The organism is Luteibacter rhizovicinus (assembly GCF_004342265.1).
Classification (GTDB): Bacteria; Pseudomonadota; Gammaproteobacteria; order Xanthomonadales; family Rhodanobacteraceae; genus Luteibacter; species Luteibacter rhizovicinus_B.
Map to the genome: position 1 here is coordinate 481,732 of NZ_SMCS01000001.1, position 14,109 is coordinate 495,840.

Here is a 14,109-nt window from a genome sequence, read left to right on the forward strand (position 1 = left end):
CTCTAGTTAGTTATTGCTCCGCAGGAATCGCGCGCAGGCGCGCTCCCACAGAAGGCCGCGGTTGGCGCCCATGAGTGCCGTGCCCGGCACCAAGTTCTTTCAGGTATCCATGTCCCGTCGAACCTTTCGCGACATCCACGGCATTCTGCTGCTCGATAAGCCGCTGGGCCTGAGTTCGAATCAGGCGTTGCAGGCGGCGCGGCGTCTGGTGGGCGCGGCCAAGGGTGGCCATACCGGCAGTCTCGATCCGCTCGCCACCGGTCTTTTGCCGCTCTGCTTCGGCGAGGCGACCAAGATCGCCGGCTGGCTGCTCGGTTCCCGCAAGGCCTACGAGGCCGAGGTGCGTCTGGGTATCACGACGACCACGGCCGACCTGGAAGGCGAGATCGTCCAGACCCGACCCGTGCCCGTTATGGACGACGCGACGCTGGAAGCGGCGCTGGCCCTTCTTCGTGGGCACATCGTTCAGGTTCCGCCCGCTTACTCGGCCATCAAGAAGGACGGCGTGCCGCTTTACGTGCTTGCCCGGCGCGGCGAGGAAGTGGACGTGCCGGCGCGCGAAGTCGATGTCTACCGGCTGGAGGTTATCGCCCGCGATGGCGATACCATCCGTCTTCACGTCGAGTGCGGTTCCGGCACCTATGTGCGCAGCCTTGCGGTCGATCTGGGCGAACACCTGGGGTGCGGTGCCCATCTGACGGAGCTTCGCCGGCTGTGGGTCGAGCCGTTCATGAAGCCGGAGATGGTCACGCTGGAGCAGCTGTCGGCCCTGGCGGAACAGTCTTCCGACGCGCCCGAAGCCTTTGTGCTGCCGGTTTCCGCCGGTCTGGACCATATTCCCCGGGTGGATCTGGACGCCGAGCAGACTCGTGTCATGGGGTTCGGGCAACCCATCCCGCTGGAGGGGACGACGTTGCGCGGACGCTGCACCGCCTGGGGAGCGGACGGACGATTGATGGCCCTGGCCGAGGTCTCGGACGAGGGTGTGCTCAGGGTGCTGAGGGGATTCAATCTCCCGACCGATTGAGCGGACGTAACCTCCTGTCTTACCGGGCTTGTTGTCGCGGCTGTCACACAGCTACAATAGTGCGCTCGTTACCTGCTTTTCACTCTAAAGCGAAGCTTGCGCAACTTCAGCTATACGATGAGGTTGCGCAAGCTTCGCATCCGCTTTTAAGGAATCGATACACATGGCGCTCACCCCCGAACAGACAGGCAAAATCATCGCAGACTTCGGTCGCGTACCCAATGACACCGGCTCCCCGGAAGTCCAGGTCGCCCTGTTGACTGCCAACATCGGGCATCTGCAGACCCACTTTGCAGAGCATAAGCAGGACAACCATTCGCGTCGTGGCCTGCTTAAGATGGTCAACACCCGTAAGAAGCTTCTTGCGTACCTGAAGAAAAACGACCTGGGTCGCTATCAGACCGTGATCGAACGCCTCGGCCTGCGCCGCTAAGCAACAGAACCGAGGAAATCTAAAGTGGCGAAAGTAACCAAGTCATTCCAGTACGGTAGTCACGAAGTCACACTGGAGACGGGCGAAATTGCCCGCCAGGCATCCGGTGCAGTGATGGTCAGCATGGGCGGCACTGTCGTCCTGGTCACAGTCGTCGCAGCGCCGAAGGCGCGCGAGGGTCAGGACTTCTTCCCGCTCACGGTCGACTACCAGGAGAAGTTCTACTCCGCCGGTCGTATCCCGGGTGGCTTCTTCAAGCGTGAAGGCCGTCCGACCGAGAAGGAAACGCTCACCTCGCGTCTGATCGATCGTCCGCTTCGCCCGCTGTTCCCGGAAGAGTTCCGTAACGAAATCCAGGTCATCGCGACGGTCATGTCGCTGAACCCGGAAGTCGACGGCGACATTCCGGCACTCCTCGGTGCCTCGGCCGCCATGGCTCTGGCCGGCGTCCCGTTCAAGGGCCCGATCGGCGCGAACCGCGTCGGTTACGCGGGCGGCCAGTACATCCTGAACCCGACCGCCACGCAGCTTAAGACCTCCGACCTCGACCTCGTCGTTGCCGGTACGTCCGGTGCCGTGCTGATGGTCGAGTCCGAAGCCAAGCTGCTCAGCGAAGACGTCATGCTCGGCGCGGTGATGTTCGGTCACCAGCAGATGCAGGCCGCGATCGACACGATCAACGCTTTCGTCGCCGAAGCTGGCCAGAAGACCTTCAAGTGGGAAGCTCCGGTCGCCAAGACGGCGCTGTACGACGCGGTCAAGGCCGCTGTCGGCAACCGCTTCGTCGAAGCCTTCCAGATCCGCGACAAGCTGGCCCGTCGTGACGTTGTCGGCGCGCTGAAGACCGAGGTCAAGACGGCGATCGCCGCTCAGGCCGAAGCCAATGGCTGGACCGATGGCGACATCGGCGCGGCATTCGGCGAAGTCGAATACCGCACCCTGCGCGATGGCGTGCTGACCACCAAGGTCCGCATCGACGGTCGTAACCTCGACGACGTGCGTCCGATCACCGTCCGCGTCGGCGTCCTGCCGCGCACGCACGGTTCGGCGCTGTTCACCCGCGGCGAAACGCAGGCGCTGGTCGTTGCCACGCTCGGTACCACGCGTGACTCGCAGATCATCGACGCGCCGGAAGGCGAGTGGAAGGACACGTTCCTCTTCCATTACAACTTCCCCCCGTTCTCGGTCGGTGAAACCGGTCGCGTCGGTAGCCCGAAGCGTCGCGAAATCGGCCACGGCCGTCTCGCCAAGCGCGGCGTGCAGGCTGTGAAGCCGACGATCGAAGAATTCCCGTACGTCGTCCGCGTCGTCTCGGAAATCACCGAGTCGAACGGTTCCTCGTCGATGGCTTCGGTCTGCGGTTCGTCGCTGGCCATGATGGACGCGGGCGTTCCGCTGAAGTCGCCGGTCGCCGGTATCGCCATGGGTCTGGTCAAGGAAGGCAGCGATTTCGTCGTCCTGTCCGACATCCTCGGTGACGAAGATCACCTCGGCGACATGGACTTCAAGGTTGCCGGTACCGCTGATGGCGTTTCCGCGCTGCAGATGGACATCAAGATCGACGGCATCACCGAAGAGATCATGCGTACGGCGCTGGCCCAGGCCAAGCGCGGTCGCCTGCACATCCTCGGCGAAATGGCCAAGTGCATCACCGAAGCCCGCTCGGAAATGAGCGAATTCGCGCCGCGCCTGCTCACGATCAAGATCCACCCGGACAAGATCCGCGAAGTGATCGGTAAGGGTGGCGCAACCATCCGTTCGATCACGGAAGAGACCGGCACCACGATCGACATCACGGACGACGGCAACGTCGTTATCGCCTCGGTCAACCGCGAAGCCGCCGAAGCCGCGCGCAAGCGCATCGAGCAGATCGTGTCCGACGTCGAACCGGGTCGCATCTACGAAGGCAAGGTCGCCAAGCTGATGGACTTCGGTGCATTCGTGACGATCATGCCGGGCAAGGACGGTCTGGTACACGTGTCGCAGATCTCCAGCGAGCGCGTCGAGAAGGTTTCCGACAAGCTCAAGGAAGGCGACATCGTCAAGGTGAAGGTGCTGGAAGTCGACAAGCAGGGCCGTATCCGCCTGTCGATGAAGGCCGTCACCGAAGAAGAGAACGCCGCTAGCTGATCCCCCGCGATCATCCGGTAGCCCCGAAGCCCGGCATCGCAAGATGCCGGGCTTCGCGTTTTTATGGAGTCTTGCGTGATTGAGACGCAGGGGCCATGTAGGATCGGTGCAATGCAAAGGCAGTGGATACGTTAGATGCCGGAAAAGGGTCACGATTTCATCGACCAGTACCAGAACTTCGTACGCGAGGGCTGGGACGCATGGTCGCGCCAGATGGAGCAGGGGCCGGGCGCCGAACTGCCCGGCAGTGAGGCCATGGGGCGCCTGTTCGGTGGGTTGGACGGCTACGGCGAGTGGCTGAAGTCGATGGCGGCGGGTGGCGACATGGGAGCGATGCCCATGGGCATCGGCGGAATTCCTCCCTTCGGTGCGCCGCTGACGGGCGAATCGCCCGAGGTCATGACGCGCCGTTTCGAGGAGTGGTTGTCCACGGCGCGCGAGGCGCTGGGCATGCCCGGACTCGGTATCGGCCGCGAACAACACGAAGAGCAGCAGGCACTGCTGCGGGCGGCGCTCGATTACGCCCAGCATTTCAGCCGTTACCAGGCGTTGCTCGGCCGCGTTCACGATCGTGCCGCCGAAGCGTTGAAGGCGCAGGGTGCCGTCGGTACGCCGACCGATCCGGAATCGCTGCGTGCCCTCTATGACCGTTGGGTCAATCTTGCCGAGCAGGCGTATGGCGAGGCCGCTCTTTCGGACGAATTCCGCGAGGTCTATGCCTCGGTGGTGAATGCGCAGATGCGCCTTCGCGTATTGCAGCAGCATCAGGTCGAGCGTCTGGCGGTGCAGCTCGGCATGCCGACACGCAAGGAAGTCGACAGTCTCGGCGAACGCCTGCAGGCCGTGCGTCGCGAACTTCGGCATATGACGGGTCTTGCGGCCGAGGTCGAATCGTTGCGCGCCGAAGTGAATGCCTTGCGCGGCGCGACGGCCGTTCCGGCGAAGAAAACAGCTTCCGCCACGAAAGCGGCGACGAAGAAAACCGTGTCGCCGACGAAACGGGCGACGACGAAGAAAACATCGCGATGATGCAGAACCCGTTCAATATCGATCCGCAGCACGCGCGAGACGAAGTGGAAGCGTTTCGTCGCAAGCTCGAAGCGGGCATGGAAACCCTGCGTAACGTCGGACCGATCGAGCTCGGATCGACGCCGCGCGAGGCGGTGTATCGCGAAGACAAGCTGACGCTCTGGCACTTTGTCGGCGAGAAAAAGCCAACGGCCAAAGTGCCGATCCTGATCTGCTATGCGCTGGTGAATACGCCGTGGATGGTCGACCTTCAGGCCGATCGTTCCATGGTGCGCAATCTGCTGGAGCAGGGCGAGGACGTCTACCTTATCGACTGGGGTTATCCCGACGGTGCGGATCGCTGGCTAACCCTCGAAGACTATATAGACGGCTATCTGGATCGTTGTGTCGACACGGTTCGCCGTCGTCACGAACTCGATGCGATCAACCTGCTCGGCATCTGCCAGGGCGGCGTGTTCTCGCTTTGTTATACCGCGCTGCATGGCGATAAGGTGCGCAACCTCGTCACCATGGTGACGCCAGTGGACTTCCATACGCCGGACAATATGCTTTCGCACTGGACGCGAGGCGTGGACATCGATCTGTTCGTCGATACGGTAGGCAACGTGCCAGCCGACCTGATGAACTGGGCATACCTCACGCTTAAGCCCGTACGGTTGAACCAGCAGAAGTATGTCGGACTGGTCGATATCCTCGACAACCCGAAGGAAGTGGAAAATTTCCTGCGGATGGAAAAGTGGATTTTCGATTCGCCGGATCAGGCGGGCGAGGCGTTCCGCCAGTTCGCGAAAGAGTTCTTTCAGGAAAACCGCCTCATGCGTGGCGAGGCGAAGATCGGCGAACGTGTGGTCGATCTCGGTGCGATTCGCCAGCCGGTACTCAATATTTTCGCGGAGCAGGATCACCTCGTCCCGCCCGCCGCGTCGAAGCCGTTGGGCGATCTGGTCGGCAGCGACGATTACACGGCCATCGCGTTCAAGGGCGGCCATATCGGCATTTACGTATCCAGCCGCGCGCAGCGAGAGGTGCCGCCGGCGATCCACGAGTGGCTGGCCAAGCGCTGACCGATAACCTCCTGTGGGAGCGCGCCTGCGCGCGAAAGCCAACAGGGCGGGAAGGGATAGGCCTTAATTCGCAAGCCCGTTCTCCTGGCTGCGGATGCCACGCACGGGGTCGCCGCTCCGTTGGTTTTCGCGCGCAGGCGCGCTTCCACAGAGAGCTTGCGACGTCTCCCTCACAGAGGCTAGCGACCGGGCCGCGCGATTGCGCGATAATGGCGCGATGAACGCAAACGCTTCCCACGACACCATTCGCGCCGTGCAATGGCACGGCGATCGCCTCGCGCTGCTCGATCAGCGACGCCTTCCGGGCGAAGAAATCTGGTTCGACTGCCGAACCGCCGACGAGGTTACCGACGCTATTCGCGTGCTGGCCGTGCGCGGTGCACCGGCTATCGGTATCGCGGCGGCGTGGGGTGTGGTGCTCGCCGCGAAATCGGGTGTGCCGCTTGAGCCCATCCTGGCGACACTGCGCGCGGCCCGGCCTACGGCTGTGAATCTGATGTGGGCGCTGGATCGCATGCGCTCGCGCATCGATGCGGGCGCCGATGCCGACGCGCTTGAGCGCGAGGCCCAGGCTATCCAGGACGAAGACCTGGCGGCCAATCGCCTCATGGGCGAGCTCGGCGCCGCGCTGATCGAGCCGGGTTCCCACGTACTTACCCACTGCAACACCGGGTCGCTGGCCACGGCGGGCTACGGCACCGCATTGGGTGTCATTCGCGCGGGCGTCGAGGCTGGCCGCATCACGCAGGTCTATGCCGGGGAGACGCGTCCCTGGTTGCAGGGAGCGCGCCTGACGATGTGGGAACTGGTTCGCGACGGCATTCCCGCGAAGCTGGTCGCGGACTCGGCGGCATCGCATCTGATGAAGCATGGCGAAGTGAAATGGGTCATCGTGGGCGCCGATCGCATCGCGGCCAACGGCGACACCGCGAACAAGATCGGCACGTACCAGCTGGCTATCGCCGCGCGCCATCACGGCGTGAAGTTCATGGTCGTGGCACCGTCCACCACGGTCGATATGGCAACGGCGAACGGCGACGATATCGAGATCGAACTGCGCGAAGCGACCGAGCTGCTGTCGATAGGCGGCAAGCGCACCGTGATCGACGGCGCGGATGCATGGAATCCCGTGTTCGACGTGACGCCGGCCGACCTGATCGATGCCATCGTTACAGAGCGTGGCGTCATCCTGCGCCCGGACGAATCCCAGATGCAGGCGGTCTTCGGCTGATGCGCCTGGGCCGCGAGATCGTTCTTTTCGCCGTCGGCGGCGTGATCGGTTTCGTCGTCGACGCGGGTATCGCGCAGTCGCTGGTCGGCCTGGCTCACTGGAACGTCTACGCGGCGCGCGTCGTGTCCTTCCTTTCCGCCGCCACGGTGACGTGGTGGTGGAACAGTCGACATACGTTCAAAGGGCGCGACAGCGGCATCAGTCCTCGCGCCGAATGGCTGCACTGGATGGGATTGATGGCGGTCGGCGCGCTGTTCAATAACGGCGCTTACGTAGCCGTTCTGGAGCTGATTCCCAGCCTGAAGCCGTGGCCTGCGGTGGCTGTCGCGGTAGGGTCGCTGGCGGGCGCCGTGGCCAATTACGGGCTCGCCCGGACGCTGCTTTTCCGGAACGCCAAAACCGTCGCGTAACTCATTGTTTTTAAAGTACTAAAGACTGTCATTTGCGACGTCTTTGTGGTACTATCGAACGCTTGCGTGGACCCGTCCGACAGATCACGCGATCCGCGTGGCCCGGGGGGTCATTCATGGACTTAAGGGAAGCCGATTGATGGCAGAACTCGCCAAAGAAATCATCCGCGTCAACATCGAAGATGAGATGCGCCAGAGCTACCTCGACTACGCCATGAGCGTGATCGTGGGACGCGCACTACCCGATGTGCGCGACGGTCTGAAGCCGGTGCATCGACGCGTATTGTTCGCGATGAGCGAGCTCGGCAACGCCTGGAACAAGCCGTACAAGAAATCGGCGCGCGTCGTCGGTGACGTCATCGGTAAATACCATCCACACGGCGACGCTTCCGTTTACGACACCATCGTCCGCATGGCCCAGCCGTTCTCGCTGCGCTACATGCTGGTCGACGGCCAGGGTAACTTCGGTTCGGTCGACGGCGACAACGCCGCTGCGATGCGATACACCGAGGTGCGCATGGCGCGCCTCACGCATGAGTTGATGGCGGATATCGACAAGGAAACCGTCGACTTCGGCCCCAACTACGACGAAAGCGAATACGAGCCGCTGGTGCTGCCCACCCGCGTGCCGACCCTGCTCGTCAACGGTTCGTCCGGTATCGCCGTCGGCATGGCGACGAACATTCCGCCGCACAATATGACCGAGGTCATTAACGCCACGCTCGCGCTCATCGATGAGCCGACGCTGGGCATCGATGAACTGATGACCCATATCCCGGGTCCGGATTTCCCGACCGCCGGCATCATCAACGGTTCCTCGGGCATCATCGAAGCGTATCGCACGGGTCGCGGCCGCATTCTGGTCCGCGCGCGCGCCGAGATCGAAACCGAAGCCAATGGGCGCGAGACGATCATCGTCCACGAGCTTCCGTACCAGGTGAACAAGGCTCGCCTGATCGAAAAGATCGCCGAGCTGGTGAAGGAAAAGAAGCTCGAAGGCATCAGCGAGCTGCGCGACGAGTCCGACAAGGACGGTATGCGCGTCGTTATCGAGATCCGTCGCGATTCGATGGGCGACGTCGTACTGAACAACCTGTTCCAGCAGACCCAGTTGCAGGTCACCTTCGGCATCAACATGGTGGCGTTGCTCGACGGCCAGCCGCGTCTGCTGAACCTGAAGGACATCCTCACGGCGTTCATTCGCCATCGTCGCGAAGTGGTCACGCGTCGCACGATCTTCGAACTGCGCAAGGCACGTGCGCGTGCGCACATCCTCGAAGGCCTGACCGTCGCGCTCGCCAACATCGACGAGATGATCGAACTGATCAAGACCTCGGCATCGCCGGCGGAAGCGCGCGAGCGCATGACGCAGCGTCGCTGGGATCCGGGTCTGGTCAGTGCGTTGCTGTCGGCCACGGGCGCGGAATCGTCGCGTCCGGAAGAGATGGATCCGCGTGACGGTCTGCATCCGGACGGCTATCAGCTTTCCGAGGTGCAGGCGCTCGAAATCCTCGCCATGCGCCTGCATCGCCTCACCGGTCTGGAACAGGATCGTCTTTCCGACGAGTACCGCCAGATCCTCGAGACGATTCGCGGCCTGATCGACATCCTGGAGAATCCTTCGCGTCTGCTGGAAGTGATTCGCGAAGAGCTGGAACAGATCCGCACCGACTACGGCGATGCGCGTCGCACCGAGATCCAGCATTCGCAGGAAGATCTCAACGTACTCGACCTGATCGCGCCGGAAGACGTCGTGGTCACGCTGTCGCATACGGGTTACATCAAGCGTCAGCCGGCCAGCCTTTATCGCGCGCAGAAGCGTGGCGGCAAGGGTCGTTCGGCGTCGGCACTGAAGGACGAGGACGTCGTCGAACAGCTTTGGGTCGTGAATACGCACGACACGCTGCTCACGTTCACCAGCACGGGCCGTGTGTACTGGCTGAAGGTCTACCAGATGCCCGAAGCCGGTCCGGGCGCGCGCGGCAAGCCCATCGTCAACCTGTTGCCGCTGACCGAGGGCGAGAAGGTGCAGGCGGTGCTGCCGGTTCGCGAGTACACCGCGGATAGCTTCGTGTTCTTCGCGACGCGCCGCGGTACGGTGAAAAAGACGCCGCTGACGGAGTTCGCGTTCCAGCTGCAGAAGGGCAAGATCGCCATCAACCTCGACGAAGGCGATGCGCTGGTCAACGTCGCGCTGACCGACGGCAAGAGCGACGTGCTGCTGTTCGCATCGAACGGCAAATCGGTTCGCTTCGACGAAGACACCGTCCGTTCGATGGGCCGTACGGCCACCGGCGTGCGCGGTATGCGTCTGGGTGAGGATGCCGAGGTGGTCTCGTTGATCGTGGCCGCCGAGGGCGACATCCTCACGGCGACGGCACGCGGTTACGGCAAGCGCACAGTGCTCGAGGAATTCCCGAAGAAAGGTCGCGGCACGCAGGGCGTCAAGGCCATCCAGTGCTCCGAGCGCAACGGTAAGCTTGTCGCCGCGGCGCAGGTCAGCGAAACACAGGAAGTGATGCTGATTTCCGATCAGGGCACGCTGGTACGTACGCGTGTCGCCGAGATATCGCAGCTGGGCCGCAACACGCAGGGCGTGACGCTGATCCGTCTGCCGAAGGACGAGACGCTGGTAAGCGTCGTGCGTCTGGAAGCGGACGAGGAAGTCGAAGTCGACGTGGAAGTGGCTGGCGACGAAGGCACGGTCGACATGCCGCCGCAGGAAAGCGGTCCGGTGAACGACGAGCCCCAGGAATAACACGCGACACTGTGGGAGCGCGAAGGGCCCGGCATGCGAATGCCGGGCCCTTCGTTTTGTGCGTACATTTTTTTGTAGGAGCTCGCTTGCGGGCGAAAGCCAACAGGGCGAGGAAGACGGATGCTCGCCTCCGCGAGCCCGATCTACGGGCTATGGATGTCACGCACATCTTCGCCGCTCCGTTGGCTTTCGCCCGCAAGCGGGCTCCTACAGGGGGCGCAGCGCGATCAGGCCTTGATCGCTTCCAGCATCGACTTGGCGGTGGATACGCGAAATTCGCCCGGTGCTTCGACGTGCAATACCTTCACTACGCCATCTTCGGCATAAAGCGCGAAGCGCTTCGCACGAATGCCCATGCCATGCGCGCTGCCATCGAGCTCGAGGCCAAGTGCCTTGGTAAATTCGGCATTGCCGTCGGCGAGCATCTTCAGATCCGCCGGTACGCCCTGGGATTCGCCCCATGCGTGCATCACGAATGCATCGTTGACCGAAAAACAAAGCACGTCGACACCGAGTGCGCGGAAGTCTTCGATGTGGTTTACATAACCGGGCAAATGCTTGTTGGAACACGTGGGTGTGAACGCGCCGGGTACCGCGAACAGAACCACCTTGCGGCCTTCGAAAAGCTCTTTCGTCGAAACCGGCTTCACGCCGTCGTCGAACGTATTGAGCACAGCGTCGGGGATGCGGTCGCCAGTCTGGATCGTCATGGTGGGATGCTCGGATGAGGGATAGCGGGCAGTGTAGGCGCGCTATGTGACTGAAGGAAAGACAACCGGCTCCGTCTCCCGCGAGGGCGGCCCTTGAATCGCGGCACGCCGGTCCAATCTTCTTCCCCAGACGGTCATGGGACCGAAAACCTTTTGGAGACAATACGATGAGCCAGCTTCATTCGACTTCATGGCGCCACGCTCAGGTCCTGCCGGGCGATATTCGCCAGGTGTTCGATCGCTTCTTCGGACAGGAGGAGAAGGCACCGGCGAGCACGGCGAACAGCCAGTGGGTGCCACGCGTCGACATTCGTGAAGAGGCCCAGCGCTTCCTTATCCTGGCCGATATCCCTGGCGTCGATCCGTCCGATATCGAAATCCAGATGGACAAGGGTGTCCTCACCATCAAGGGCGAGCGTAAGGTCGCTACTGAGGCGGATGCCGGCAAGTACAGCCGCGCCGAGCGTGCGCATGGCCAGTTCCATCGTCGTTTCGCGCTGCCGGACAGCGCCGATGCCGATGGAATTACCGCTACGGGCAAGCATGGCGTGCTCGAAATCGTCATTCCCAAGAAGGCCGAAACCACGCCGCGTCGGATTTCCATTAACGCCGCGGGCTGAATGCCTTATCTTGGATGACCTGACCCGCGGCGAATGCGAGTTCGCCGCGGGTATTTCTGTTTCCATGGTTGTGACACAAGCCCGGGAGAGCCTGTGGAGTTCAAGGATTATTACGATGCGCTGGGGGTAAAGCCCGAGGCGACGGACGCCGAGATCAAGGCGGCCTACCGCAAGCTTGCGCGCAAATATCACCCCGACAAGAACAAGGAAGCCGGGGCGGAAGAGAAGTTCAAGACGATCAACGAGGCGAACGAGGTTCTGAAGGACCCCGAGAAGCGTAGCGCCTACGATCAGGTCCGCGCCGGCGGCTATCGTTCCGGCGAGCAGTTCCGGCCGCCGCCGGGCTGGGGCCAGCAGCAGGGCCAGGGTTTCGATTTCGGCAATATGGGTGGCGGCGGGGGTGGTGGGGATTTCAGCGATTTCTTCGAAAGCCTGTTCGGCGGTCGTGCCGCTGGCGCGCGTGGACAGGCGCAGTCCCATGCCCGTCGTGGCCGGGACATTCAGGCCCGTATCGATACGGACCTGCATACCGCTTATCACGGCGGCAAGACCCGCCTTGTGCTGAACGATTCGGCCGGCGGCGAGCGCGTGCTCGAGGTGAAGATTCCCGCGGGTATTCAGGCCGGGCAGGTGATTCGTCTGGCCGGCCAGGGACATGCCGGTTCCGGTGGCGGCCCTTCGGGCGACCTGTTGCTGGAAGTGGGTATCCGCGACGACGCACGCTTCCGCCTGGAAGGCCGGACGGTGCTGCATACGCTGCCGATCTCGCCCTGGGAAGCGGCATTGGGCGCCTCGGTGCCCGTGCCGACGCTGGGCGGGCATGTCGACCTGCGTATTCCGGCAGGCTCGCAGTCGGGCCGCAAACTGCGTCTGAAGGGGCGCGGTATGCCGGGTTCGGAGCCGGGCGATCAGATCGTGGTGCTGGAAATCCGCGTGCCGGTGGCCGACACGCATGAAGAGAAAGCGGCGTTCGAAGAGCTGAAGGACGCATTTCCCGACTTCGATCCGCGTCGTTGACGCGGGAACGGGAGCCTGGCCGGATGGCCGGCTCCCGTAGCTGCCCCGGTCAGGCGGGCAGCAGTTCCTTGAGCGTACGAATCAGCTCTTCTTCCTTGATGGGCTTCACGACATACGCCTTGGCTCCCTGGCGGAGCCCCCAGACCTTGTCGGTATCCTGATCCTTCGTGGTGACCAGCACGATGGGGATGTGCGCGGTGGTGGGTTCCTTGCTGATCGTGCGGGTGGCCTGGAAGCCGTTCAAGTTCGGCATCACCACGTCCATCAGGATCAGGTCGGGAAGCTCGCGTTTTGCCGCTTCGACACCTGCGGCGCCGTCTTCGGCCGTAACGGCCTCATGTCCCAGTTTCTCGACGATGCGCTTGATTCCAAGCAGCTGCGACGGCGAATCGTCGACGATCAGGATACGCGCCATACTTTCCCCCGGGTTGAACCCGTTAGTTATTCTCTGACGCCACCCGAGATCGGTGACGTCTTCTGCAGTGCCGTTCCCCGGAACGTCACGTCCCGACGGGGAGCGGCACCCCTGCGAACGGTCATTCTACTGTTACATGCTCGTACATCAATGGTTAAGCGTCGAATGCGTGCACAGGCAAGTACTTGCGTGCCTCAATCGGCGATGCGTACGACCGTGCGGCCGAACGATTCGCCCTTCAGCATCGTATCGAAGACGGACGGAAGCGTGGGCAGATCGATTTCGCGCGTGCATATCGTCGCCAGATGCGCGGGTTTCCAGTCGCTGGCGAGCCTGCGCCAGATCTCGTCGCGCAGATCCCGCGACGTACCCGCCGAAGCGATGCCGAGCAGGCTCACTCCGCGAATGATGAAGGGCATGACGGTGGTCGGCAGCTCCGGACTTCCCGCCAGACCGCAGATAGCGACGTTGCCATAAGGCGCGATCAGCGGCAGCAGTCCTGCGAGCATGCCGCCGCCGACATTGTCGAGCGCGCCGCCGAACCGCGCCGAGTCCATCGGCTTGCCGCTGAAGCTCAGGGAGTGACGGTCGATGCATTCGGCGGCACCCACGGTGCGCAATGTATCGAAACGATCGGCTTTGCCGCTGATCGCATGCACGGTGAAGCCAGCGCGGGTGAAGATATCGATCGCCAGCATGCCCACGCCACCCGTGGCGCCCGTGACGGCGATCGGGCCGTGCCCGGGCGACTGCCTGTTATCGAGCATGCGCAGCAGCGACAGAGCGGCCGTGAAGCCAGCCGTACCGAGGATCATGGCTTCGCGTGCGGTGAGGCCGGCGGGCAGGGGAATCGTCCATTCGGCCGGCAGGCGGACGTATTCGCCATAGCCGCCGTCGCGCGTCTCGGACAAACCGCTGCCGGTGCACAGGACCTTGTCGCCTTCGCGAAAGCTGGCCGCCGTCGAGGCTACGACCGTACCCGCGACGTCGATGCCGCCGTTGAGCGGAAAGCGCCGGAGGATTTTGCCCTTGCCGGTGCCCGCGAGTGCATCCTTGTAATTCACCGACGACCATTCGACCTTGACCAGCACTTCGCCGGCACTGAGCGCGTCGGTGTCCATGGTTTCGAGTCCGCTGCGGTAGCCGGTGTCGTCCTGGTGGATGCGGAAGGCTTTGAGGGAGGTCATGGACAAATCCTCATGCTGGGTCATGGCGAAACTTGCAGGAGCCCGCTTGCGGGCGAGAGCCAACAGGGCGGTGAAGAC

Annotated in this window: 13 protein-coding genes; 10 read left to right on the forward strand and 3 right to left on the reverse strand. The window is 62.9% G+C overall.

Translation table 11 applies throughout. From position 1 onward, the window contains the following. The first annotated feature begins 70 nt into the window (after positions 1-70). The 8 genes from truB to gyrA all read left to right on the forward strand — a co-directional run bounded on the left by truB (position 71) and on the right by gyrA (position 10,082). On the forward strand, positions 71-1,027 hold the full coding sequence (gene truB / locus EC912_RS02260) for a tRNA pseudouridine(55) synthase TruB (RefSeq protein WP_243649103.1): 957 nt from the start codon (positions 71-73) through the stop codon (positions 1,025-1,027). Between the two features lie 163 nt (positions 1,028-1,190). After that, a complete protein-coding gene (gene rpsO, locus EC912_RS02265; protein WP_132141507.1) occupies positions 1,191-1,460 on the forward strand; it encodes a 30S ribosomal protein S15 in 270 nt (89 codons plus the stop codon). 24 nt (positions 1,461-1,484) lie between these two features. Continuing rightward, the gene (gene pnp / locus EC912_RS02270) at positions 1,485-3,590 is read left to right on the forward strand and encodes a polyribonucleotide nucleotidyltransferase (RefSeq protein WP_132141508.1); all 2,106 of its coding nucleotides are present in this window, start codon (positions 1,485-1,487) and stop codon (positions 3,588-3,590) included. A gap of 135 nt (positions 3,591-3,725) precedes the next feature. Then, positions 3,726-4,619, forward strand: a complete 894-nt coding sequence (locus EC912_RS02275) for a poly(R)-hydroxyalkanoic acid synthase subunit PhaE (RefSeq protein ID WP_132141509.1) — start codon at positions 3,726-3,728, stop codon at positions 4,617-4,619. Then, positions 4,619-5,683, forward strand: coding sequence for a class III poly(R)-hydroxyalkanoic acid synthase subunit PhaC (locus EC912_RS02280; RefSeq protein WP_132141870.1), 1,065 nt, complete (start codon positions 4,619-4,621; stop codon positions 5,681-5,683). Before EC912_RS02275 ends, EC912_RS02280 begins: the two co-directional genes overlap by 1 nt. A 217-nt stretch (positions 5,684-5,900) precedes the next feature. Beyond that, positions 5,901-6,914, forward strand: a complete 1,014-nt coding sequence (gene mtnA / locus EC912_RS02285; RefSeq protein WP_132141510.1) for an S-methyl-5-thioribose-1-phosphate isomerase — start codon at positions 5,901-5,903, stop codon at positions 6,912-6,914. Then, positions 6,914-7,324, forward strand: coding sequence for a GtrA family protein (locus EC912_RS02290; protein ID WP_132141511.1), 411 nt, complete (start codon positions 6,914-6,916; stop codon positions 7,322-7,324). Before mtnA ends, EC912_RS02290 begins: the two co-directional genes overlap by 1 nt. A 139-nt stretch (positions 7,325-7,463) precedes the next feature. Next, complete coding sequence (gene gyrA, locus EC912_RS02295; protein ID WP_132141512.1) at positions 7,464-10,082, forward strand: DNA gyrase subunit A; 2,619 nt, start codon at positions 7,464-7,466, stop codon at positions 10,080-10,082. 227 nt (positions 10,083-10,309) lie between these two features. On the opposite strand, the gene EC912_RS02300 is transcribed toward gyrA, so the two are convergent. Next, a complete protein-coding gene (locus EC912_RS02300; protein ID WP_132141513.1) occupies positions 10,310-10,792 on the reverse strand; it encodes a peroxiredoxin in 483 nt (160 codons plus the stop codon). A 167-nt stretch (positions 10,793-10,959) separates the two neighbouring features. Here EC912_RS02300 and EC912_RS02305 point away from each other — a divergent pair, with 167 nt between their 5' ends. Beyond that, positions 10,960-11,412: an Hsp20/alpha crystallin family protein gene (locus tag EC912_RS02305; RefSeq protein WP_132141514.1), complete on the forward strand. Its 453-nt coding sequence runs from the start codon at positions 10,960-10,962 to the stop codon at positions 11,410-11,412. Positions 11,413-11,505: 93 nt separating this feature from the next. After that, on the forward strand, positions 11,506-12,429 hold the full coding sequence (locus EC912_RS02310) for a DnaJ C-terminal domain-containing protein (RefSeq protein ID WP_132141515.1): 924 nt from the start codon (positions 11,506-11,508) through the stop codon (positions 12,427-12,429). 49 nt (positions 12,430-12,478) lie between these two features. Here EC912_RS02310 and pilH read toward each other — a convergent pair whose 3' ends face one another. Together pilH and EC912_RS02320 are read right to left on the reverse strand one after the other, a co-directional pair. Then, positions 12,479-12,844 carry a twitching motility response regulator PilH gene (gene pilH / locus EC912_RS02315; RefSeq protein WP_132141516.1) on the reverse strand — a complete coding sequence of 122 codons (366 nt, stop codon included), beginning with the start codon at positions 12,842-12,844 and terminating at the stop codon, positions 12,479-12,481. A gap of 194 nt (positions 12,845-13,038) precedes the next feature. Then, entirely contained in the window at positions 13,039-14,031 is a 993-nt protein-coding gene (locus EC912_RS02320) for an oxidoreductase (RefSeq protein WP_132141517.1), read from the reverse strand. Positions 14,032-14,109: the final 78 nt, after the last annotated feature.